Source organism: Streptomyces flavofungini (genome assembly GCF_014650815.1).
Classification (GTDB): Bacteria; Actinomycetota; Actinomycetes; order Streptomycetales; family Streptomycetaceae; genus Streptomyces; species Streptomyces flavofungini.
In genome coordinates, this window is record NZ_BMVR01000013.1 from 41243 (window position 1) to 63761 (window position 22519).

Consider the following 22519-nt stretch of genomic DNA (forward strand, 5'->3'; position numbering starts at 1 on the left):
TTACGCCCGATGCCCCGTACTGAAACCGGGTTCGGCTGCACCGTTTCGATCATTTTCCGATGAACCCGCAACCACCGGGCCCACACCTGCGGATGCGAACACCCGCGCCGTGCACACGAGCACCAGCAGCGCCGCGCCACCCGCCAGCCCCGGAACCGCGAACCCCCACCGCGTCCCGGCCCACTCGACCACGGGACCGCCCGCCGCCGTCCCCACCGACGTCCCCACGGTGAACGTGGTCACCAGCCACGAGAACGCCTCCGTCACCGTGCCCCGGGGCGCGTGCCGGTCCACGACGATGAACGCACACGCGAGCGCCGGCGCGAGGAACACCCCGGCGAGCGCCGTCAGGGCCACCATCCCCACCGCCCCGGGCGTCAGCACCAACGGCACGTAGCAGACCGCCAGAAGTGCCACGAGCGCCACAAGACGCCGCTCCGGCGCACCACTCCACTGCCGCGCCCCGTAGACCGTGCCGCCCGCCAGCGCCCCCAGGCCGAGGCCCGCCATCATCCAGCCGTACACCGCGTCACCGCCGTGCCCGTCCGCGTACGACACCCCCGCCACCGTGATCGCGCCGAGCGCCGTACCGACGAACAGGAACGCGCCGAGGAGTGCGAGCAACCCCGGCGAGCGCAGCGCGCCCAGCCAGTGCGCCTCGCGCGGCGCCGACCGCCACACGCGCGAGGGCCGCGACACCACCACCGACAGCGCGCCGAGCACACCGATCGCGTTGACCACGAGCAGCGCCGCGCTCGCCGACCACAGCGACACCAGGCCGGTCACCAGGAGCGGCCCGACGGTGAACATGACCTCCTGCGCCACGGCGTCCATCGCGTACGCCGTATGGACCTGCCCCTCCTTGCGCAGCACGTCCGGCCACAGCGCCCGCAGCCCGCCCTCCAGGGGCGGCGTGAACAGACCGGCCACGACCATCGCGGTGTACGCGGCCACGAGCACGTCGGGGCCGGTGAACGCGAACGCCGCCATGCCGAGGCCCGAGACGACGGCCGCCGGCAGCATCACGCGCGGCTGGCCGTGCAGGTCCACCAGACGGCCGAGCAGCGGCTGGCCCACGGCCGTCGCCACTCCGTAGACCGCGGCCAGCGCCCCGGCCAGGCTGTAGGAACCGTCCTCGGCGCGGACGAACAGCACGATGGCGATCGCCGCCGTCGCGTTCGGCAGCCGCCCTATGAGGGTGCCCACGAGCAGGCGCGTCGCGTAGGGCGTGCGCAGGATCTCGCCGTATCCGGAAGCCATCTGTGAGCCTCTCCTCGCCCGCCCGCGCGCCGAGGCGCCCTTAGTTGTACGTATAACTTCGCGGGGTCATACGTACCATGTGCGCTGTTCACCAGTCCACTGCCCGCACCCGCCCGCAGCGCGCCGGGCGCACCGACCGTCGGAGCGTGACCGCGCGCCGGTGCTCACCGAAGACCCAGACCGCCCCGCCGCGCCGGGGCCCGACAGCGACCAGGAGGCGTCCGTGGCCGGACTCCAGCACGACACCGCGGCCCCCCGCCCGACCAGCCGCGACGTCGCCCGCGCCGCCGGGGTCTCGCAGGCCACCGTCTCGCTCGTCCTCGGCGACAAGTGGCAGGGCCGCGTCGCGGAGCGCACCGCCGAGCGCGTCCGCGCCGCCGCCCGCGAGCTCGGCTACCGCCCCAACCTGGCCGCCCGCAACCTCCGCCTCGGCCGCACCCGCACCGCCCTGCTCGTCGTCCCCGCCCTGACCAACGAGTTCTTCGCCCGCGTCCACACCGGGGCCGCCCGCGTCGCCGCCCAGCACGGCTTCGGCGTCGTCCTCTACCCCGCCCCGGACCTCACCGCCCCGGCCCGCGACCCCTTCGACTCGGCCCGCGCCTCACTGGACGGCGTGCTCGCCTCGTCCATGGCCTCCGAGGCCCTCGGCGCCATCCGGGGCGACGAACTCCCCCTCGTGATGCTCGACAGCGACCCCGCCGGCAGCCTCGGCGCGAGCACCGTCAACCTCGACATCGCCGACGGCATGCGCCAGGCCACCGAGCACCTGCTCGGCCTCGGCCACCGCGACCTCCTGCACCTGGCCGCCGACATCGACTCCTGGACCTTCCATGTGCGCCGCGCGGCCCTCAGCACCGCCCTGCGGGGCACGGGCGCGACCGTGCGCACCGCCAAGGCGCTCTTGACCGTCGACGACGCCCGCGTCGCCGCGGAAGCCGCGCTCAGCGCGCCCGGCCCCCGCCCCACGGCCGTCATCTGCGACGACGACATCCTCGCTGCGGGCGTCTGCAAGGCCGCGCGCCGTCTCGGGCTGCACGTCCCCGACGACCTCAGCGTCACCGGCTTCGACGATCTGACCCTCGCCACCGCCGTCGAACCCGAACTCACCACCGTCGCCCTGCCCGCCGAGCAGTTCGGCGAACAAGGCATGGCCACCCTCATCGCCGTCCTCGACGGCCGCGCCCCCGAGCCCGCGCCCCTGCCCGTCCACCTCGTCGTCCGCGGCTCCACCGCACCAAGCCCCACAGCGCAGAGCCCCGTGCCCCGGCACTGAACGCCGGGGCACGGGGCCGATTCGCCTGCTTCAGGCCGCGGAACTACTCCTCGGACGCGCCCGAACCGGAATCCGATTCGGCGTCCGAGGCGGCGTCCGACTCCGCGTCGTCCCCCGCATCCGCCGCCGTGCCGTCCTCGCCGAGCAGCCGCTCCAGCTGTCGGCCGACGATCCGCTTGAACTTCCGCTGCTGCGGCCGCGTACGGTCGAGGACCGCCACCTCAAGGCGCTCCGCGGGGATCTCCCGCTCACTGCCGTTGGTGTCGCGCGACAGCGACTGGACCGCGAGCTTCAGCGCCTCGGCCAGCGTCATCCCGTCCTGGTGGCGCTGATCGAGATACGTGCTGATCTGCTCCGCGTTGCCGCCCACCGCGACCGAGCCGTGCTCGTCGACGATCGAGCCGTCGTGCGGCAGCCGATAGATCTGGTCGCCGTCCGGGGTCGCGCCGACCTCGGCCACGACCAGCTCGACCTCATACGGCTTCTCGGCGTTGCTGGAGAAAATCGTGCCCAGCGTCTGCGCGTACACATTCGCCAGACCGCGGGCCGTCACATCGTCACGGTCGTATGTGTACCCGCGCAGATCCGCGTATCGGACACCGCCGATGCGGAGGTTCTCGTACTCGTTGTACTTTCCGGCCGCGGCGAAACCGATCCGGTCATAGATCTCGCTGAACTTGTGCAGCGCACGGGACGGGTTCTCACCGACGAACACAATGCCATCGGCGTACTGCAGCACGACCAGACTGCGACCGCGGGCGATGCCCTTGCGGGCGTATTCCGCCCGGTCGGCCATGGCCTGCTGGGGTGAGACATAGAACGGCGTCGACACCGGCTATCCGTCCCTTTCTGTCAAAAATTCACACAACAACAACGGGGCACTCAGAGCAGCGCGGCGCGCGGACCGTCCGGCTGCTCGAGACGACGAGCCAGAATCGTGCGCGCGATCTCGGAGGTCTCCGCCTCCGCCAGCCTCCGGAAGCCCTCTTCGGAGATCACCGTCACAATCGGATAGATCCGCCGGGCGACATCCGGACCGCCCGTCGCCGAATCGTCGTCCGCGGCGTCGTACAACGCCTGCACGACGAGCGTCGTCGCCTGCTCCTCCGTCAGATCGTCGCGGTACAGCTTCTTCATCGCGCCGCGCGCGAAGACCGAGCCCGAGCCCGTCGCCGCGAAGCCGTGCTCCTCGCTGCGGCCGCCCGTCACGTCGTACGAGAAGATGCGGCCCTTGGCGCGGTCCACGTCGAACCCCGCGAAGAGCGGGACGACCGCGAGGCCCTGCATCGCCATGCCCAGGTTGGACCGGATCATCGTCGAAAGGCGGTTGGCCTTGCCCTCCAGGGAGAGCGTCGTCCCCTCGACCTTCTCGAAGTGCTCCAGCTCCAGCTGGAACAGCTTCACCATCTCCACGGCGAGACCGGCCGTGCCCGCGATTCCGACCGCCGAGTACTCGTCGGCTGGGAAGACCTTCTCGATGTCGCGCTGCGCGATGACATTGCCCATCGTGGCGCGACGGTCACCGGCGAGCACCACGCCGCCGGGGAACGTCGTCGCCACGATGGTGGTGCCGTGCGGAGCCTCGACCACGCCCTGCATCGGCGGCAACTGCCGCTTGCCGGGGAGCATTTCCGGCTGATGCGCGGAGAGGAAGTCCATGAAGGACGAAGAACCGGGGGTCAGGAAGGCAGCCGGTAGACGCCCGGTGCTACGAGTGTTGGCTTCCACGGGATTCCTTCCAGGTAACTGATGGCCCGGCGAAAGGCACCGGGATCACATCCCAACTCGCCGATCGCCGAATTGCAGTTGAAGCACAGTACGCCACGGACCCTACCCGTCCCGTGGCAGTGATCCACATAGACCGCCGGGCGCTCATGGAGGGCCCGACAGCCCCCGCCCGCCCTTGGAAGCCAAGGGAGAAGCGGCTTACTGGCCACCCTTTTGCACGAAGGAGCGCACGAAGTCCTCCGCGTTCTCCTCGAGGACGTCGTCGATCTCGTCCAGGACGGAGTCCACGTCGTCGCTCAGCTTCTCCTGGCGCTCCTTGAGGTCCTCGGAAGCCTGCGCGTCCTGCGCCTGCTCCTCGACCTCCTCGGTGGAACGCGTCGCCTTCTGCTGTCCGCCGCCGGTGTCCTTGGTCGCCATCTACCTCACCCCGCTCGGTTAGACGTTTCTTGATCAGACCCTACAAGCCGGGTCTGACATCGGCCCCGCACTTCGTACAACGTGCGGGGCCCACCTTTGTGATTCCCCCGCCGCGGACCTTTCAGCCGCCTTTCAGCCGCCGGAGAGCAGCCGCACCAGATCCTCCGCCGTGCGGCACCGGTCGAGGAGCTCCTTGACGTGATTACGCGTTCCGCGAAGCGGCTCCAGGGTGGGCACGCGCTGGAGCGAGTCGCGACCGGGCAGGTCGAAAATGACCGAATCCCATGAGGCCGCGGCGACGTCGTCGGCGTACTGCTCCAGACAGCGGCCCCGGAAGTAGGCGCGGGTGTCCTCGGGCGGCTTGGTGCGGGCCCGCTCCACGTCGCTCTCGTCCAGGAGGCGCTTCATCTTGCCGCGGGCCGCGAGGCGGTTGTAGAGGCCCTTCTCGGGGCGTACGTCCGCGTACTGGAGGTCCACCAGGTGCAGCCGGGCGGCATCCCAGTCGAGGCCGTCGCGGCGGCGGTAGCCCTCCATGAGTTCCCGCTTGGCGACCCAGTCGAGCTCCCCGGAGAGGCTCATCGGGTTGTTCTCCAGGCGGTTCAGGACGTCTTCCCAGCGGGTGAGGACGTCCTTGGTCTGGTCGTCGGCGTCCGCGCCGTACCGCTCCTCGACGTACTTGCGGGCCAGCTCGAAGTACTCCATCTGGAGCTGGACGGCGGTGAGTGTGCGGCCGCTACGGAGCGTGACCAGATGCTGGAGGGTCGGGTCGTGGGAGATCTGGTGGAGGGTGCGCACGGGCTGGTCGACGGCCAGGTCCACCGCGATGAAGCCGTCCTCGATCATGGCGAGGACCAGCGAGGTGGTGCCGAGCTTCAGATAGGTGGAGATCTCCGAGAGGTTCGCGTCGCCGATGATCACGTGCAGGCGGCGGTACTTCTCGGCGTCGGCGTGCGGCTCGTCGCGGGTGTTGATGATGGGCCGTTTGAGGGTGGTCTCCAGGCCGACCTCGACCTCGAAGTAGTCGGCGCGCTGGCTGAGCTGGAAGCCGTGCTCGTGGCCGTCCTGGCCGATGCCGACGCGGCCCGCTCCGGCGAAGACCTGGCGGGAGATGAAGAAGGGCGTGAGGTGGCGCACGATGTCCGAGAACGGGGTCTCCCGCTTCATCAGGTAGTTCTCGTGCGTCCCGTAGGAGGCGCCCTTGTTGTCGGTGTTGTTCTTGTAGAGGTGGATCGGCTGGGCACCGGGCAGCGCGGCGGCCCGTTCGGCGGCCTCGGCCATGATGCGCTCGCCGGCCTTGTCCCAGAGGACGGCGTCGCGGGGGTTGGTGACCTCCGGGGCGCTGTACTCGGGGTGTGCGTGGTCGACGTAGAGGCGGGCCCCGTTGGTGAGGATCACGTTGGCGAGGCCGATGTCCTCGTCGGTGAGCTGGCTGGCGTCGGCGGATTCGCGGGCGAGGTCGAAGCCCCGCGCGTCCCGCAGCGGGTTCTCCTCCTCGAAGTCCCAGCGGGCGCGTCGCGCCCGGTGCATCGCCGCGGCGTAGGCGTTGACGATCTGGGACGAGGTGAGCATGGCATTGGCGTTCGGGTGGCCGGGGACGGAGATGCCGTACTCCGTCTCGATGCCCATTACTCGCCGTACGGTCATGCGGCCCTCCTTGCCCGGCGGCGCCCTCGGTCGGGGGCACCGCTCAAGTACCGCTGGTTCTCCGGTGCGTGTGCGGTGCCCGTCCCCGCACTGCGCGACTCGGCGGTACGGAAGAGCCTAGAACGCCTCTGCGCTGGTGGGGAGATCATTTCCTGCTTTGCTCTCGCTGGGTTGGTGACGCGGCTGCGAGGCGCCCGCGACCGGCGGAAAACAGTCGGCTGCGGGTACCCGTGGAGGGCACCCGCAGCCGCCCTGCCATCTACAGGTACTGACCGGTGTTGGCCACCGTGTCGATGGAGCGTCCGGTGTCGGCGCCCTGCTTGCCGGTGACGAGCGTGCGGATGTACACGATCCGCTCGCCCTTCTTGCCGGAGATGCGGGCCCAGTCGTCCGGGTTGGTGGTGTTGGGCAGGTCCTCGTTCTCCTTGAACTCGTCGATGCAAGCCTGGAGGAGGTGAGAGACCCTGAGGCCCTTCTGGTTCTGCTCGAGGAAGGCCTTGATGGCCATCTTCTTGGCGCGGCCGACGATGTTCTCGATCATGGCGCCGGAGTTGAAGTCCTTGAAGTAGAGGACTTCCTTGTCGCCGTTGGCGTACGTGACTTCGAGGAAGCGGTTCTCCTCGGACTCGGCGTACATCTGCTCCACGACGGACTGGATCATGCCGTGCACGGTGGCGGCCTTGTCGCTGCTGTGCTCGGCGAGGTCGTCGGAGTGCAGCGGCAGTCGCTCGGTGAGGTACTTGGCGAAGATGTCCTTGGCCGCTTCGGCGTCCGGGCGCTCGATCTTGATCTTCACATCGAGGCGTCCGGGCCGCAGGATGGCCGGGTCGATCATGTCCTCGCGGTTGGAGGCGCCGATGACGATGACGTTCTCCAGGCCCTCCACGCCGTCGATCTCGGCGAGCAGCTGCGGGACGATGGTGTTCTCCACGTCCGAGCTGACGCCGCTGCCGCGGGTGCGGAAGAGGGATTCCATCTCGTCGAAGAAGACAATGACGGGGGTGCCTTCGCTCGCCTTCTCGCGGGCACGCTGGAAGACCAGGCGGATGTGGCGCTCGGTCTCGCCGACGTACTTGTTGAGGAGCTCGGGGCCCTTGATGTTGAGGAAGAAGCTCTTCCCCGCGGGCTGGCCGGTGACCTCGGCGACCTTCTTGGCAAGGGAGTTGGCGACGGCCTTGGCGATCAGTGTCTTGCCGCAGCCGGGCGGGCCGTAGAGCAGGACGCCCTTGGGCGGCCGCAGTTCGTGCTCCTTGAAGAGGTCGGGGTAGAGGTACGGGAGCTCGACGGCGTCTCGGATCATCTCGATCTGACCGCCGAGGCCGCCGATCTTCTCGTAGCTGATGTCCGGGACCTCTTCGAGGACCAGTTCCTCCACTTCGCTCTTCGGTACGACCTCGTAGACGTAGCCGGAGCGGGGCTCGAGCAGGAGGGCGTCGCCGGGGCGGATGGTGACGTCCAGGAGCGGCTCGGCGAGCCTCACCACCCGTTCCTCGTCGGTGTGCCCGACCACCAGGGCCCGATCGCCGTCCTCGAGGATCTCCTTGAGGGTGACGATGTCCCCCACGCTCTCGTACTCCATGGCCTCGACCACGTTGAGCGCTTCGTTGAGCATGACTTCCTGGCCGCGCCTGAGGTCGTCGAGTTCGACGCTCGGGCTGACGTTCACGCGGAGTTTGCGGCCGCCGGTGAAGATGTCGGCGGTGCCGTCCTCGTTCGCCGTGAGGAAGACTCCGAAGCCGGCCGGCGGCTGCGCGAGCCGGTCGACTTCTTCCTTGAGGGCCACGATCTGGTCGCGGGCCTCGCGGAGCGTGTTGGCGAGCCGTTCGTTCTGCGCGGACACGCCTGCCAGGTTGGTCTGCAGCTCGACGATCCGCTCTTCGAGAATCCTCGTATGACGCGGAGAGTCGGCGAGCTTGCGTCGCAGGACGGCGATTTCCTGCTCGAGATAGGCAACCTGACCGGCTGGGTCCTCAGACCCTCGCCCCGGCCGGATGCCGCGGTTGATGTCGTCGTCGTGGGCTGCCACGGTCCTCACCTCCTCCAAGGGGAGCTGGACGCTTCCTGACCCTACCTGGGTGGGTGCTGATTGAAACCCCTAGATCACAAAGACGGTGGGGGTGTGTCCGATCTTCACCCTTGCGCTCTCCCTCACGCCAGGGGAATACCCACCCAACAACATCGGAAAGCCGCCGGTTGTAGGGTCGAACTGTTCAACACCCGTCAGGGCTGGCCGGACTTGCAGCAAAGTCGGCCCTGCTCGACGCAGTTTCGGCAGGAGAGATGACCGTGCAGCACGAGGCGGAGACCGTCGGCGAGAGCCATGATCTGCTCGAGGTCTGGATCGATCAGGACCTGTGTACCGGCGACGGCATCTGTGCCCAGTACGCGCCCGAGGTCTTCGAGCTGGACATTGACGGCCTGGCATATGTGAAGGGCGGCGACGACGAGCTATTGCAGGCGCCGGGTGCGACAACACCCGTACCACTGCCGCTCCTGCGTGATGTCACCGACTCCGCCAAGGAGTGCCCGGGTGACTGTATTCATGTACGTCGGGTTTCGGACAAGGTCGAGGTCTACGGGCCAGACGCAGAGTGACCAAATAGTTTCGCTGCGTGACCGGAATGGGGTCCGTGGTTACCGTCCGACGGTATCCACGGGCCCTTCTTCGTGTCCGCCGGGTGTCCGCACTGTCCACGCGCCCCCGACTGCGACGGCGCGTGGGGCGGCCGGTGCGTCACACGCCGCGCGTCGCGCCGGGTGTCGAGCGGGTGAACGCGCCGTTCTTCCACTGCCACTTGGCCTCGTCGCGGAGGTCGGGGCGGTAGCGGGGTACGTCGAGCGAGGAGTAGCCGAGGAGCGTCGCCGTCACGGCCCCGTGGCGCACCGCGAGCGCGCGGACGGCGCGGCCCTCCTTGGTGTCGAGGAGGGTGGCGACGACGCGCGGCTCGCCCTGCCGGGTCCGGGTGATGACGTACAGGGCGTGCGGCGGGGTGCCGGAGCCGGCTGCGCAGTGCACGGCGGCGACGGTCTCGGCGCGGCCGTCGCCGTCGAGGTCTCCGGTCGCCTTCTTGGCGACGACGGACTTGGCCGGGCAGTCCAGGGGGTAGGCGACGGCGGCCGGGTCGGGCGCGGGCGCCGGGGCGCTTCGGGACTGCGGTGCGGACTGCTGCTTGGCGTCGGTCGGGGCGGCGGTGGCCGGGTCGGTCTGGAGGAAGCCCGAGGCCGCGACGACGGCGGCGAGCGCGGCGGCGGTGGCCACCCAGTGGATGGGTCGGGTGGCCCACGGCCGGTCCACCGTGTGGGCCAGTTCCGGGACGGCGGGGTGCTGCACGAGGAGTGTCTCCTGTGAGGGCTGTGCCGGTGGGGGTGGGTGGCCAGCATGCTGCCACACCTCACAGCGCCGGGGAACACCGGGGTCCGGTGCGGTGACACGCGTCCAACGCGGCGGCGCCGCCGCCGAGTTCCCTGGGTGCGGTGGGAACTCGGCGGCGGCGCCGGTGCGTTGGGTGAGTACGCCGGATGCGCGCGGTGCGCACCCCGGCGGACGGTCAGCGGGGGCTGCCGCCGTCGGCGTTCGGGCCGGTGTAGTCCTCGCCGTAGGCGCCCTTGGCAGGGCGACGGCGCCGCATGGGCGGCTCGACGCCGTCCGCGAGGCGGCGGGCGGTGAGGAGGAAGCCGGTGTGGCCGATCATGCGGTGGTCCGGGCGGACGGCCAGGCCCTCGATGTGCCAGTTGCGGATCATCGATTCCCAGGCGGTCGGCTCGTTGAAGCCGCCGATCTCGCGGATCGACTCGACGGTGCGGGCGAGCTGCGTGGTGGTGGCCACGTACGCGCACAGGATGCCGCCGGGCACCAGGGCCTTGGAGACGGCCTCCAGGCACTCCCAGGGGGCCAGCATGTCGAGGATGACGCGGTCGACCTCGGTGTCGGACAGGTTGTCCTGGAGGTCGCCGACGGTGAGCTGCCAGGCGGGGTGGGGGGCGCCGAAGTAGCGCTCCACGTTCTGCTGGGCGATCTCGGCGAAGTCCTCGCGGCGCTCGTAGGAGTGCAGCATGCCGTGGTCGCCGATGGCGCGCAGCAGGAAGGCGCTCAGTGAGCCGGAGCCCACGCCCGCTTCCACGACGCGCGCGCCGGGGAAGATGTCGGCGAAGGCAAGGATCTGCCCCGCGTCCTTGGGGTAGACCACGGCGGCACCGCGGGGCATGGACAGGACGTAGTCGGGGAGCAGGGGACGCAGCGCGAGGTAGGCGACGTTCCCCGTGGTGCGGACAACACTGCCCTCGGGAGCACCGATCAGCTCGTCGTGCGGGAAGGAACCCTTGTGGGTGTGGAAGTTCTTCCCGGCCTCGAGCGTGAACGTGTAGTGGCGTCCCTTGGGGTCGGTGAGCTGGACCTGGTCCCCGACCTTGAAGGGCCCGCGTCGGCGGGCGGCACCGGTCGGTTCGGACATGTGACCAGCCTACCGGCCGCGGCGGGAGCCGCCGACCACCGCGGTCGTGCGGGCCCCGCCGGGTGCGGTCAGCTCGGCCGGGCCATGGCGTTGACGAAGGCGCGCTCGACGTCGGCGGCGGACAGGACGCCGTAGATCTCTCCGGAGGTCTCGACGACAAGGTATTCGGTGGCCGGGGTGGCCCGCAGCCGGTCCAGAAGCTCCTCTCCCGCCAGTTCGACGGGGACGCGCATGCCCTCGGTGATGTCCTGGGCGAGGCCGCTGACGGTGACCCAGGGGCGGCGGTGTTCCGGTACGCCGACGATGGCGGCCTCCCGGACGACGGACAGGGGGTCGCCGTCGGCGTCCACCACGACCAGGGCGCGGGCGCCTGCGGCGTTGGCCCGGCGCAGGGCCTCGGAGAGCGGGGTGTCGGTCTCCACGGGGACGGCGCGGCGGGTGAGCGCGCGGGCGCGCAGTTCGGGCAGGTGCTCGCGCAGGCGGGCCATGCGCAGGCTGTTGCCCGCCCCGGTCCAGATGATGGCGGCGAGGATCGCGGCGAGCAGGGCGTCGGTGACGGTGTCCATGCCGCCGATGTCCTGGGTCTCGCCACCGAGGGCGCCGGACTGGTTGAGGATCGGCAGGCCGATGAGGACGGAGATGGCGAGCGCGCGGCCGACCCAGGCGGCGGCGATGGTGCCGCTCATGGGCTTGCCGGTGATCTTCCAGACGACCGCACGGAGCATCCGGCCGCCGTCGAGGGGCAGGCCGGGCAGGAGGTTGAAGGCGGCGACGATGAGGTTGGAGATCATCAGTCCGGCGAGCAGGACGCCGGGGACCGTGCCGGGTTCCACGGCGCGCATGCCCGCGTAGAACACGCCCGCGAGGACGAGGGAGAGCAGCGGGCCGACGAAGGCGAGGACGAACTCGCGCCCGGGGGTCTCGCTCTCCTTCTCGATCTCGCTGACGCCGCCGAAGAACTGGAGCTGGATGCGGCGCACGGGAAGCTTGAAGCGCAGGGCCGCGACCGTGTGGGCCAGCTCGTGGACGAGCACGGAGGCGTAGAAGGCGACCGCGAAGAACAGTGACACGAGATAGCGGGCGTTGCCGAGCTCGGGCAGCACGCGGTCGAGCTGGCCGCCGAACACCCAGGTGATCAGCGCGGCGACGAGGAACCAGCTGGGCGCGACGTAGACGGGCACGCCGAAGGGGCGTCCCATGAGGAGGCCGCCGCCGGGGTTCTTCGGCTCGTCCTTGTGTTCCTTGAGGGGCTCGCCGGTGTGGTGGGCGTGGGCCCGGGTGGGGTGGTCGGCCGGGTCGGGCTTGCGCACGGATACGGGGGTGCCGGGGGCCGGGGGTGCGGTGCGGTCGCTCGCCGGGTTCGCGGGTGCCGGGTGGGGCGTGTCGGACTCCGCACCGGCCGGACGCTCGGCCAAGGGCGGCGCCGCGTCCGCTGCCCCGCCGGGCTCCGCAGGGCGCGCCGCGCCCGACGCCGCCTCCGGCTCGCCGACCGCGTCATCGGAACGCCCGGGGTCGCCGGAGCCGCCCCCCCGGGCCCCGGTCCGGTCCTCCCCCGCGTCGTCCGCAGGGGCGCTCGCCGCCCGGGCAGGCGCGGTCTCCGCCTGACCGGAAGCGTGTTCCGCCAGGCCGGACCCGGCCTCCGCCCGGCCGGAAGCGTGTTCCGCCTGGGCGGGCGTGTGTTCGTCGGACTGCGGCCTGCCGCTGCCGCCGCTTTCGTCCACGATGTCCCCTCGTTCGAAGCGTCCCCCGCTCCTGCTGTGGCGCGGTACACACACGATCATGCAGGGCGGGAGGGTCTGTCGTCGATGGTATGCGGCCGTTGTCAGTGGCGGGTCGTAGGGTCTGTCGTCATGGAGACCAGGACCGAGGATGTCGGGGTGGCCGCGCGCCCGGCGTCGCTTTCACCCTCGCGCGCGAGCGATTTCATGCAGTGCCCGCTGCTGTATCGCTTCCGGGTGATCGACAAGCTGCCGGAGAAGCCGAGCCCGGCGGCGACGCGGGGCACCCTGGTGCACGCGGTCCTGGAGAGACTGTTCGACGCGCCCTCGGCGGAGCGCACGGCGCCGCGGGCCAAGGAGCTGATCCCGGGCCAGTGGGACCGGCTGCGCGAGGCCAAGCCGGAGCTGGCCGCGTTGTTCGCCCCGGACGGTGCGGACGGCACGGATGCCCCGGACGAGGACGGCGCGGCCGCGCGCTTGGCCCAGTGGCTGGCCGACGCGGAGAAGCTGGTCGAGCGCTGGTTCACGCTGGAGGACCCGACGCGCCTTGAGCCCGCCGAGCGGGAGCTGTTCGTGGAGGCCGAGCTGGCCTCGGGCCTGAAGCTGCGCGGCATCATCGACCGCGTCGACGTCGCCCCCACCGGCGAGGTCCGCATCGTCGACTACAAGACCGGCAAGGCCCCCCGCCCCGAGTACGCCGAGGGCGCGCTGTTCCAGATGAAGTTCTACGCCCTCGTGGTGTGGCGCCTGAAGGGCCTGATCCCGCGCCGGCTCCAGCTCGTCTATCTGGGCAGCGGCGACATCATCACGTACGACCCGGTGGCGGCGGACCTGGAGCGGGTCGAGCGCAAGCTGCTCGCGCTGTGGGACGCGATCGTGCTCGCGACGGAGACGGGGAACTGGCGGCCGCGGCCGACGAAGCTGTGCGGCTGGTGCGACCACCAGGCGGTCTGTCCGGAATTCGGCGGCACTCCCCCGCCGTATCCGCTTCCGGTGAGGCCGCCGGAGTCGCCGGGCGACGAGCAGGGCAGAATGGGCCCGAGCTAGGCGAAGGAGAGTTACGTGGCCATCCGCGTCCTACTGGTCGATGACCAGCCGCTGCTGCGCACGGGTTTCCGGATGATCCTGGAGGCCGAGCAGGACATCGCGGTCGTCGGCGAGGCCGGAGACGGTCTGCAGGCTCTGGACCAGGTCCGGGCGTTGCAGCCCGATGTCGTGCTGATGGACATCCGCATGCCGAGGATGGACGGGGTGGAGGCGACCCGGCAGATCACCGGCCCCGGCCGGGACGGACCGGCGAAGGTCCTCGTGCTGACCACCTTCGACCTCGACGAGTACGTGGTGGAGGCGCTGCGCGCGGGCGCCAGCGGCTTCCTCCTGAAGGACGCGCCGGCGAACGAGCTGGTGCAGGCGATCCGGGTGGTCGCCTCCGGTGAGGCGATGCTCGCGCCGAGCATCACGCGTCGGCTGCTCGACAAGTACGCCGGGCACCTCCCGTCCGGCGACGAGCCGGTCCCGGACACACTGCACACCCTCACCGACCGCGAGGTCGAGGTCCTGAAGCTGGTGGCGCGCGGGCTGTCCAACGCGGAGATCGCCGCGGACCTGTTCGTCAGCGAGACCACGGTGAAGACGCACGTGGGCCATGTCCTGACGAAGCTGGGCCTGCGCGACCGCGTGCAGGCGGCGGTGTACGCGTACGAGAGCGGCCTCGTCCGGCCGGGGGCGCAGTAGCCCTCCGGCGGGGCCCTGGCGTACGGGGCTCAGGGCCGGACCGTACGACAGGCCGGGAACAACACTGAGGGGGCGCCCGCCGGGCGCCCCCTCAGTCGTGCTCACCGCAGCCGGGCGTCAGCCCTTGCTGAGCTCCCAGAAGCGGAAGACGGTCGACGCGTCCAGGCAGGACTCCACGCCGTAGACGCTCTCCTGGACGACCGCGTACTGCTTGGCCTGCCAGACCGGGAGGATGGGCAGCTCGTTGGCGACGATGTCCTGGAGCTTGCCGTACTCCTTGTCGCTCTTGGTGCGCTCCCGCTGCGCAGCCGTGCTGGGGATGATCTTCCCGGTGATGTCGTTGTTCTCGTAGTGGTTCGACAGGACGTTGCCCTTGCCGAAGAACGGCTGCGTGAAGTTGTCCGGGTCCGGGTAGTCCGGCACCCAGCCCTTGACGTACACGCCGTACTTCCCGGCCTCGATGTCCTTCTCGTACTGCTCGAACTCGACGGACTTCACGTTCGCCTCGAACAGGCCGCTCGCGTTGAGCTGCTTGGCTATCGCGCGCAGCTCCTGGTCCGTGGCCGGGCCGTAGCGGGACGGGGTGGACCACAGCGTGAGCTTGGCCTTGCCGTTGATGCCCGCTCCGCGCAGGGCCGCGGCGGCCTTGTCGCGCTGCGGGCGGGCGCCGTAGGTGTCGAAGAAGGCGGTGTTGTGGCCGCCGATGCCGGCCGGGACGATCGAGTACAGCGGCGTCGCCGTGCCCTGGTACACCTGGTCGACCAGCGCCTCGCGGTCGAGGAGGTAGGCGATGGCCTTGCGCACGCCGGGCTTGCCGGCCATCGGGTCCTTCATGTTGAACACCAGGTGCTGCACTTCGGCGCTGGTGCCCTCGACGACCTCCATCTTGCTGTCGGAGCCGCCCTTTTCGATGTCGGCGATGTCCGCGGCGGCGAGGCCTCGGTAGGCGACGTCGATGTCGTGGTCGGTGATCGCCTGCTTCAGGCCCTTGCGGTCACCGTGGAAGAAACGCAGGGTGACGCCGTCGTTGCGGGTCTTGGCGGTGCCCTCGTACCCGGAGTTGACGGAGAAGACCGCCTCGTCCTTGTCGAACGAGTCGAGCCTGTACGGACCGGAGCCCACGGCCTCGCCGTCGGCGCGGAGCTTGTCCTTGGGGTACTCGCGGTGGTCGACGATGGAGCCGGCACCGGAGGCGATCTTGCTCGGGAAGGTCGCGTCGGGGAACTTCAGCTTGAAGACGACCGTCTTGGCGTCCGGCGTCTCGACCTCGTCGAGCATCGGGAACATCAGCGCCGGGCCGGTCTTGTCGTTGATCTGCTGGACCCGGTCGAAGGAGTACTTGACGTCCTTCGAGGTCAGTTCGTTGCCGTTGCTGAACTTCAGGCCGTCACGCAGCGTGCAGGTGAAGACCTTGGTCTGCTGGTCGGTGAAGCCGCACTTCCGCGCGGCCTCCGGCTCCGGTTCGGTGGCGCCGTTGGGGAAGCTGAGCAGCGACTGGAAGACGTTGTTGAACAGCAGCCACGAGCCGGGGTCGTAGCCGGACGCCGGGTCGGTGGCGAGGACGTCGTCGGACATCCCCACCACCACGGAGTCGCTGTCCTTGGCGGAGCCGCCCGACTCCGATCCGCAGCCGGTCAACAGGGTGGCGGCCAGACCCGAGGTGAGGGGCAGGGCCAGCCACTGGTTACGCATTTTCACTTACGTGCCTTGTCGTTGTTTCCGTACTCGGTGGGGGGCGCCGGTCAGTCGCTCACACCGCGGGCGAGCTCCCACAGCTGCAGGTTCGAGGAGGAGTTGAGAGCCCATTCGACCCCCGTGATGTCGTCACGGGCGGCGATGTACTGCTTGCCCTGCCACAGCGGGAGCACCGGGACGTCCTCGGCCACGATGTCCTGGATCTGCTCGATGCTCTTGCTCGCGCTGAGGCGGTCGGCCTCGCGGCGGGAGGTGGGGATGAGTTCGTCGTTGATCTTGGCGTTGCGGTACGGCAGGCCGAGGAAGTTGTCCTTGTCGAGGAAGGGCGCGAGGAAGTTCTCGGGGTCCGGGAAGTCCGGGAACCAACCCATGCCGAAGACGTCGTACTTGCCCTCGCGCTCCGCCGGGCGGAAGGTGTTCCAGATCTCGCCCTTGATCTTCACGTCGAAGAGGCCGGTGGAGTTGAGCTGCTGCTGCAGCGTCTCGAACTCCTTCTTCGTGGCCGGGCCGTAGTGGTCCGTGGTGTAGTGCATGGTCAGCTTGACGGGCGTGTCGATGCCCGCGTCGGCCAGCAGCGCCTTGGCCTTCTTCGGGTCCGGCTGCTCGTACTTGTTGAAGAACGAGTTGGAGTGGCCGGTGATCGTGGTCGGCACCAGCGAGTACAGCGGGTCGGCCATGGAGCCGTACACACCGCTCGTGAGCGCGCCGCGGTCGACGATCTGGGCCATGGCCTGGCGGACGGCCTTGCTCTTGACGGTCGACGCGTTGGTGTTGAAGGCGAGGTAGCGGATCTCCAGGCCGGGCATCTCGACGAGGTCGATGTCCTTGCCGGGGCTCTCGTCGAGCTTCTTCACCTGCTGCGGCGACATGGTGCGGGTCATCAGGTCGATGTCGCCGCTGTCGAGGGCCTTGCCCATCCCGGCCGTGTTCACGAAGGTGCGCAGTTCGACCTTGTCGTTCTGCTGGCCGTAGGAACCCTTGTAGTGCGGGTTCTTGCTGAAGACGGCCTTGACGAGCTGGTCGCCCTTCACTTCCTGCTTCACGGTGTACGGCCCGGAGCCGTCCACCTCGAAGCCGTCGCGCAGCTTCTTCTTGTCGTAGTGATCGGGGCTGACGATGCCCGCGATCGGCGTGGCGAGCTTGTACGGGAACGTCGCGTCCGGGCTCTTGAGGTGGAAGACGACACCTCGGTCGCCCTGGACCTCGATGGTCCCCACGTTCGACACGAGGGCGTCCACACCGCTGGAGTTGGCGACCTTCATGTCCCGCACCCGCTCGATGGAGAACTTCACATCGGACGCGGTCAGCGGCTTGCCGTCGGCGAACTTGAGGTCCTTGCGCAGGGTGCACGCGTAGCGCTCGTTGCCGGTGTCGGTGAAGCCGCACTTCTGGGCGGCCTCGGGCTCCGGCTCGCCGCCCCCGCGCGGCATGGCCATGAGCGTCTGCAGGGTCTGCCGCAGGATGTTCCAGGTGCCGGCGTCGTAGGAGTACGCAGGGTCGAAGGGAGCCGGGACTTCCTTCGAGACGGCGAACCGGTCCGTGGTGCCCACCGCGATGGGGTCGTCGCTGTCCCCGCTGCCCGAACCGCCACACGCGGCGAGCGTGGGGGCGAGCAGACCTATCAGGGCCGGCAGCACCAAAGTCTTGCGGTTCATGCTGGACGTTCTCCAGAACTCTTGAATACCCGTGTTTTCCGGCAACGGCGGGGTGGGGTTGATGGGTCACGGGGGGGTGGGGCGATGTTCTCGCGACGAGATTAGTCCGCACCACCAGGGACGCTGGCGGGGACCGGAGTTGGGGTTCCATCACGCAGTGATACGGGGCGTGGACGCACCGATAACCCGACACCGGAAGGTTTCGTGCACGGGTGGGCCAATCAGGACACAAGGTCACGCCCCACCCGGGGGGTAAGGGCTCTCCCGCACAGGACCGAAGGCCTGTCGACCCTCTTAGGAGTGGGAAACGTCACACTTTCAACAGGCCATGCGCCCTGGGTGTTTCAGCCATCCGAGGCCGGTTCTGGAGCCGTCCCCGCCCGTTCGGGCACTCTTCGCCCCGCCCGTTCGGGCACGCGTCAGAGGGTCATCAGGCCGTGCAGGAACCGCACGTCGACCTGTTCGAGCGAGGGCACGACGGTGCGGCCCGCGGCCGGCGCGATCGGCGCGACGGACGGCACGGCGACCACGCGGCAGCCCGCGGCCTCGGCTGCGGCCACCCCGGTCGCGGTGTCCTCGATGACGGCGCAGCGGCCCGGCTCGGCGCCGAGTCCCGCGGCGGCGATCAGGTACGGGTCGGGGTGCGGCTTGGTGCGCTCCACCTCGTCGCCCGCCACCGTCAGGCGGAAGTGGTGGGTGCCGATCGAGCCGAGGATCCGGTCGATGATGCGCCGGTGCGAGGCCGACACGAGCGCCGTCGGCACGTCGTGCGCGGCGAGTTCGGCGAGGAGCCGGGCGGCGCCCGGCATCAGCGGCAGGGTGCGGCTGATGCGGCCCTCGAAGCCGTCGTTGAGCAGCACGGTCAGCTCGGGGACGGTGATGTCGGCGCCGGTCGCCTCGATGAGGAAGCCCGCGCTGCGGGTCATCGGGCCGCCCACGACGACGTCGCGCCAGGCCTCGTCGAGGGTGTGCCCGAGCCCCGCGAAGACCTCCACCTCGGCGTCCCACCAGAAGCCCTCGGTGTCGACGAGGGTGCCGTCCATGTCGAGGAGCACGGCCTGCAGGGCGGACCCTTCGGCCGTTCGGGTACCGAGCGCCGGAACCGTACTGGTCATGTGGCACACCTCCATGAGGGACGAGAAGGCCGGCCCCCCAAGGGGGACCGGCCTGAGCTGGACCGACCAGTGTACGTTCCTGGCGCGGCACGTGCGCTGCGATATTCGCCCGGGGTCGGGCGCCGTTGCCGGGGCTCCGCCCCCGGGCCCCGGATCGGCTTTCGGCCTCGTCCGCAATCGCCGGACGGGCTTTTCGCCACTACCTCGCGTTGAAGTACTTGGCTTCCGGGTGGTGAATCACGATCGCGTCCGTCGACTGTTCGGGGTGGAGTTGGAACTCCTCCGACAGCTGTACGCCGATCCGCTCCGGCTGCAGGAGTTCGGCGATCTTGGCTCGGTCCTCAAGGTCGGGGCAGGCGCCGTAGCCGAGGGAGAAGCGGGCGCCGCGGTACTTGAGGGCGAACATGTCCTCCACGTCGGCGGGGTCCTCGCCGCCGAAGCCCAGTTCGGAGCGGACGCGGGCGTGCCAGTACTCGGCGAGGGCCTCGGCCAACTGGACGGAGAGGCCGTGCAGTTCGAGGTAGTCGCGGTAGGCGTTGGCCTCGAAGAGCTTGGCGGTCTCCTCGCCGATCCGGGAGCCGACGGTGACGACCTGGAGGCCGACCACGTCCACCTCGCCGCTCTCCTCGGGGCGGAAGAAGTCGGCGAGGCACAGGCGGCGGCCGCGGCGCTGGCGGGGGAAGGAGAAGCGGGTGCGTTCGTTGCCCTGGTCGTCGAGGATGATCAGGTCGTCGCCCTTGGAGACGCAGGGGAAGTAGCCGTAGACGACGGCGGCTTCGAGGAGGTTCTTGGTCTGGAGTTCGTCGAGGAGGCCGCGCAGGCGGGGGCGGCCCTCGGTCTCGACCAGTTCCTCGTACGTCGGTCCGTCGCCGGCGCGGGCCTGCTTCAGGCCCCACTGGCCCTTGAACAGCGCGCCCTCGTCCAGCCAGGAGGCGTACTCCTTGAGCTGGATGCCCTTGATGACGCGGGTGCCGCGGAAGGGCGGCGTGGGCACGGGGTTGTCGACGGCGACGTCGGAGCGGGCGGGTCCCTCGGGCTCCTTGACCTCCGCGACGGGGGTGTCCCGCTTGGGGACGCGGCGCTGCTTGAGCTCGGGCAGGGTGGCGCCGGGGACGCCGCGCTTGACAGCGATGAGGGCGTCCATCAGGCGCAGGCCCTCGAACGCGTCGCGGGCGTAGCGGACTTCGCCCTCGTAGATCTCGTGCAGGTCTTGTTCGACGTAGGCGCGGGTCAGCGCGGCGCCGCCGAGGATGACCGGGTAGTCGGCGGCCATCTGGCGCTGGTTCAGCTCCTGCAGGTTCTCCTTCATGATCACGGTCGACTTGACCAGGAGTCCGGACATGCCGATGACGTCGGCGCGGTGCTCCTGGGCGGCGTCGAGGATCGCGGCGACGGGCTGCTTGATGCCGAGGTTGACCACGTTGTAGCCGTTGTTGGACAGGATGATGTCGACGAGGTTCTTGCCGATGTCGTGCACGTCGCCGCGCACGGTGGCGAGCACGATGGTGCCCTTGCCCTCGGTGTCGGACTTCTCCATGTGCGGCTCCAGGTGGGCCACCGCGGTCTTCATGACCTCGGCGGACTGGAGCACGAACGGCAGCTGCATCTGGCCGGAGCCGAAGAGCTCGCCGACGACCTTCATGCCCTCCAGGAGGGTGTCGTTGACGATGTCCAGGGCGGGGCGGTCGACGAGGGCCTCGTCGAGGTCGGCCTCCAGGCCGTTCTTCTCGCCGTCGATGATGCGGCGCTGCAGCCGCTCGTCCAGCGGCAGGGCGAGGAGTTCCTCGGCCTTGCCCGCCTTCATCGACTTCATGTTGACGCCCTCGAACAGCTCCATGAGCCGCTGCAGGGGGTCGTAGGCGGGTTCGTCGCCCTGCTGGGGGCGGCGGCGGTCGTAGATCAGGTCGAGGGCGACCTCGACCTGCTCCTCCTCCAGGCGGGCGATCGGCAGGATCTTCGAGGCGTGCACGATCGCGGAGTCCAGGCCCGCCTTGACGCACTCGTCGAGGAACACCGAGTTGAGGACCACGCGGGCGGCCGGGTTGAGGCCGAAGGAGATGTTGGACAGGCCGAGGGTGGTCTGGACGTCGGGGTGGCGCTTCTTCAGCTCGCGGATGGCCTCGATGGTGGCGATGCCGTCGCCCCGGGACTCCTCCTGACCAGTGCAGATGGTGAAGGTCAGGGTGTCGATGAGGATGTCCGACTCGTGGATGCCCCAGTTGCCGGTGAGGTCGTCGATGAGGCGCTCGGCGATGGCGACCTTGTTCTCGACGGTGCGGGCCTGGCCCTCCTCGTCGATGGTGAGGGCGATCAGGGCGGCGCCGTGTTCCTGGGCGAGGGCGGTGACCTTCGCGAACCGGGACTCGGGGCCGTCGCCGTCCTCGTAGTTGACGGAGTTGATGACCGCGCGCCCGCCGAGCTTCTCCAGGCCCGCCTGGATCACGTCGACCTCGGTGGAGTCCAGGACGATGGGCAGCGTGGAGGCGGTGGCGAAGCGTCCGGCCAGCTCCTGCATGTCCTGGACGCCGTCCCGGCCGACGTAGTCGACGCACAGGTCGAGCATGTGGGCGCCCTCGCGGATCTGGTCGCGGGCCATCTCCACGCAGTCGTCCCAGCGGGCGTCCAGCATGGCCTCGCGGAACTTCTTCGAGCCGTTGGCGTTGGTGCGCTCGCCGATCGCCATGTACGAGGTGTCCTGGCGGAACGGCACGGTCTGGTAGAGCGAGGCGGCGCCCGGCTCGGGGTGCGGCTCGCGCCGGGTCGGCGTGAGCCCGCGCACGCGCTCGACGACCTGGCGCAGGTGCTCGGGGGTGGTGCCGCAGCAGCCGCCGACCAGGGACAGGCCGTACTCGCGGACGAAGGTCTCCTGGGCGTCGGCCAGCTCGGGGGCCGTGAGCGGGTAGTGCGCGCCGTCCTTGCCGAGGACGGGCAGGCCGGCGTTGGGCATGCAGAGGATCGGGACGCGGGAGTGCCGGGCGAGGTAGCGCAGGTGCTCGCTCATCTCGGCCGGTCCGGTCGCGCAGTTCAGGCCGATCATGTCGATGCCCAGCGGCTCCAGGGCGGTCAGCGCGGCGCCGATCTCGGAGCCGAGCAGCATGGTGCCGGTCGTCTCGACGGTGACGGAGCAGATCAGCGGCACGGTGGCGCCGGTGGCGTCCAGGGCGCGGCGGGCGCCGAGGAGGGCCGCCTTCGTCTGCAGCAGGTCCTGGGTGGTCTCCACCAGGAGCGCGTCGGCGCCGCCCGCGATCATGCCTTCGGCGTTCTGCTGGTAGGCGTCGCGCAGCAGGGTGTACGGGGCGTGGCCGAGGGTGGGCAGCTTGGTGCCGGGGCCCATGGAGCCGAGGACCCAGCGCTGCTGGCCGGTGGCGACGGTGAACTCGTCGGCGACCTCGCGGGCGATGCGGGCGCCGGACTCGGACAGCTCGAAGACGCGCTCGGGGATGTCGTACTCGCCGAGGGCCGCGTGGTTGGCGCCGAAGGTGTTGGTCTCGACGCAGTCGACGCCCGCGGCGAAGTACTCGCGGTGGACGGAGGCGACGATGTCGGGGCGCGTGATGTTCAGGATCTCGTTGCAGCCCTCGAGGTTCTGGAAGTCCTCGAGACTGGGGTCCTGTGCCTGCAGCATGGTGCCCATCGCGCCGTCGGCGACCACCACGCGGGTCGCCAGTGCTTCGCGGAGGGCGTCGGCCCGGTTCCCGGCGGAGGTGTCCACCGCGGAAGCGGATGAGGGGGTCGGCGACGAGGCCATGAATGAGCTCCCTGGAGTGCGACGGCTGTCGGCTTTGCGGTTTCCGGTGGGAACCCGCACGCGGCCAGGGTAGCCGGGACA

General features: G+C 69.9%; 17 protein-coding genes and 1 pseudogene. 4 read left to right on the forward strand and 14 right to left on the reverse strand.

The window, feature by feature from the left end; all coding sequences use genetic code 11:
• On the reverse strand, nt 1–1260 hold the full coding sequence (locus tag IE274_RS29415) for an MFS transporter (RefSeq protein WP_190118961.1): 1260 nt from the start codon (nt 1258–1260) through the stop codon (nt 1–3).
• Nucleotides 1261–1483: 223 nt separating this feature from the next.
• Here IE274_RS29415 and IE274_RS29420 point away from each other — a divergent pair, with 223 nt between their 5' ends.
• Entirely contained in the window at nt 1484–2533 is a 1050-nt protein-coding gene (locus tag IE274_RS29420) for a LacI family DNA-binding transcriptional regulator (RefSeq protein ID WP_190118962.1), read from the forward strand.
• 43 nt (nt 2534–2576) lie between these two features.
• Here IE274_RS29420 and prcA read toward each other — a convergent pair whose 3' ends face one another.
• From prcA to arc, 6 genes and pseudogenes are all read right to left on the reverse strand, one after another.
• The gene (gene prcA, locus IE274_RS29425) at nt 2577–3365 is read right to left on the reverse strand and encodes a proteasome subunit alpha (protein WP_190118963.1); all 789 of its coding nucleotides are present in this window, start codon (nt 3363–3365) and stop codon (nt 2577–2579) included.
• Nucleotides 3366–3415: 50 nt separating this feature from the next.
• Nucleotides 3416–4261, reverse strand: a complete 846-nt coding sequence (prcB, locus tag IE274_RS29430; RefSeq protein ID WP_190118964.1) for a proteasome subunit beta — start codon at nt 4259–4261, stop codon at nt 3416–3418.
• Nucleotides 4213–4428 (reverse strand): annotated as a pseudogene (locus tag IE274_RS29435) (endonuclease domain-containing protein); the annotation flags it as partial. The pseudogene IE274_RS29435 and the gene prcB, both read right to left, overlap by 49 nt.
• A gap of 31 nt (nt 4429–4459) precedes the next feature.
• Nucleotides 4460–4678, reverse strand: a complete 219-nt coding sequence (locus IE274_RS29440) for a ubiquitin-like protein Pup (RefSeq protein WP_016325855.1) — start codon at nt 4676–4678, stop codon at nt 4460–4462.
• Between the two features lie 132 nt (nt 4679–4810).
• Complete coding sequence (gene dop, locus IE274_RS29445) at nt 4811–6322, reverse strand: depupylase/deamidase Dop (protein ID WP_372447038.1); 1512 nt, start codon at nt 6320–6322, stop codon at nt 4811–4813.
• A gap of 259 nt (nt 6323–6581) precedes the next feature.
• A complete protein-coding gene (arc, locus tag IE274_RS29450; RefSeq protein WP_030356239.1) occupies nt 6582–8348 on the reverse strand; it encodes a proteasome ATPase in 1767 nt (588 codons plus the stop codon).
• A 254-nt stretch (nt 8349–8602) separates the two neighbouring features.
• Between arc and IE274_RS29455 the strand changes: the two genes are divergently transcribed.
• Nucleotides 8603–8917, forward strand: a complete 315-nt coding sequence (locus IE274_RS29455) for a ferredoxin (protein WP_030356238.1) — start codon at nt 8603–8605, stop codon at nt 8915–8917.
• 139 nt (nt 8918–9056) lie between these two features.
• Here the strand turns inward: IE274_RS29455 and IE274_RS29460 are convergent, their stop codons facing one another.
• The 3 genes from IE274_RS29460 to IE274_RS29470 form a co-directional block, all read right to left on the reverse strand.
• Nucleotides 9057–9653, reverse strand: a complete 597-nt coding sequence (locus IE274_RS29460) for a hypothetical protein (protein ID WP_190118965.1) — start codon at nt 9651–9653, stop codon at nt 9057–9059.
• A gap of 217 nt (nt 9654–9870) precedes the next feature.
• Nucleotides 9871–10773 carry a tRNA (adenine-N1)-methyltransferase gene (locus IE274_RS29465; RefSeq protein ID WP_190118966.1) on the reverse strand — a complete coding sequence of 301 codons (903 nt, stop codon included), beginning with the start codon at nt 10771–10773 and terminating at the stop codon, nt 9871–9873.
• Between the two features lie 68 nt (nt 10774–10841).
• Nucleotides 10842–12494: a site-2 protease family protein gene (locus tag IE274_RS29470; RefSeq protein ID WP_190118967.1), complete on the reverse strand. Its 1653-nt coding sequence runs from the start codon at nt 12492–12494 to the stop codon at nt 10842–10844.
• A 129-nt stretch (nt 12495–12623) separates the two neighbouring features.
• On the opposite strand from IE274_RS29470, the gene IE274_RS29475 reads away from it, so the two are divergent.
• Both IE274_RS29475 and IE274_RS29480 read left to right on the forward strand, forming a co-directional pair.
• Entirely contained in the window at nt 12624–13538 is a 915-nt protein-coding gene (locus tag IE274_RS29475) for a RecB family exonuclease (RefSeq protein WP_190118968.1), read from the forward strand.
• 15 nt (nt 13539–13553) lie between these two features.
• Nucleotides 13554–14225: a response regulator gene (locus IE274_RS29480; protein ID WP_190118969.1), complete on the forward strand. Its 672-nt coding sequence runs from the start codon at nt 13554–13556 to the stop codon at nt 14223–14225.
• Nucleotides 14226–14342: 117 nt separating this feature from the next.
• Here the strand turns inward: IE274_RS29480 and IE274_RS29485 are convergent, their stop codons facing one another.
• The 4 genes from IE274_RS29485 to metH all read right to left on the reverse strand — a co-directional run bounded on the left by IE274_RS29485 (nt 14343) and on the right by metH (nt 22438).
• Nucleotides 14343–15923 (reverse strand): ABC transporter substrate-binding protein, encoded by a 1581-nt coding sequence (locus tag IE274_RS29485; protein WP_190118970.1) that lies wholly within the window; start codon nt 15921–15923, stop codon nt 14343–14345.
• 44 nt (nt 15924–15967) lie between these two features.
• Entirely contained in the window at nt 15968–17575 is a 1608-nt protein-coding gene (locus IE274_RS29490) for an ABC transporter substrate-binding protein (protein ID WP_190118971.1), read from the reverse strand.
• 419 nt (nt 17576–17994) lie between these two features.
• Nucleotides 17995–18690, reverse strand: a complete 696-nt coding sequence (locus IE274_RS29495; protein ID WP_190118972.1) for an HAD family hydrolase — start codon at nt 18688–18690, stop codon at nt 17995–17997.
• A 199-nt stretch (nt 18691–18889) separates the two neighbouring features.
• Nucleotides 18890–22438: a methionine synthase gene (gene metH, locus IE274_RS29500; RefSeq protein WP_190118973.1), complete on the reverse strand. Its 3549-nt coding sequence runs from the start codon at nt 22436–22438 to the stop codon at nt 18890–18892.
• Nucleotides 22439–22519 lie beyond the last annotated feature (81 nt).

Bases quoted from the DNA above. Each gene is read 5' to 3' on its own strand.
- IE274_RS29415 (WP_190118961.1), bottom strand. From the start codon at position 1,260: ATGGCTTCCGGATACGGCGAGATCCTGCGCACGCCCTACGCGACGCGC.
- IE274_RS29440 (WP_016325855.1), bottom strand. From the start codon at position 4,678: ATGGCGACCAAGGACACCGGCGGCGGACAGCAGAAGGCGACGCGTTCC.
- dop (WP_372447038.1), bottom strand. From the start codon at position 6,322: ATGACCGTACGGCGAGTAATGGGCATCGAGACGGAGTACGGCATCTCC.
- IE274_RS29455 (WP_030356238.1), top strand. From the start codon at position 8,603: ATGACCGTGCAGCACGAGGCGGAGACCGTCGGCGAGAGCCATGATCTG.
- IE274_RS29465 (WP_190118966.1), bottom strand. From the start codon at position 10,773: ATGTCCGAACCGACCGGTGCCGCCCGCCGACGCGGGCCCTTCAAGGTC.
- IE274_RS29475 (WP_190118968.1), top strand. From the start codon at position 12,624: ATGGAGACCAGGACCGAGGATGTCGGGGTGGCCGCGCGCCCGGCGTCG.
- IE274_RS29490 (WP_190118971.1), bottom strand. From the start codon at position 17,575: ATGAACCGCAAGACTTTGGTGCTGCCGGCCCTGATAGGTCTGCTCGCC.
- IE274_RS29495 (WP_190118972.1), bottom strand. From the start codon at position 18,690: ATGACCAGTACGGTTCCGGCGCTCGGTACCCGAACGGCCGAAGGGTCC.
- metH (WP_190118973.1), bottom strand. From the start codon at position 22,438: ATGGCCTCGTCGCCGACCCCCTCATCCGCTTCCGCGGTGGACACCTCC.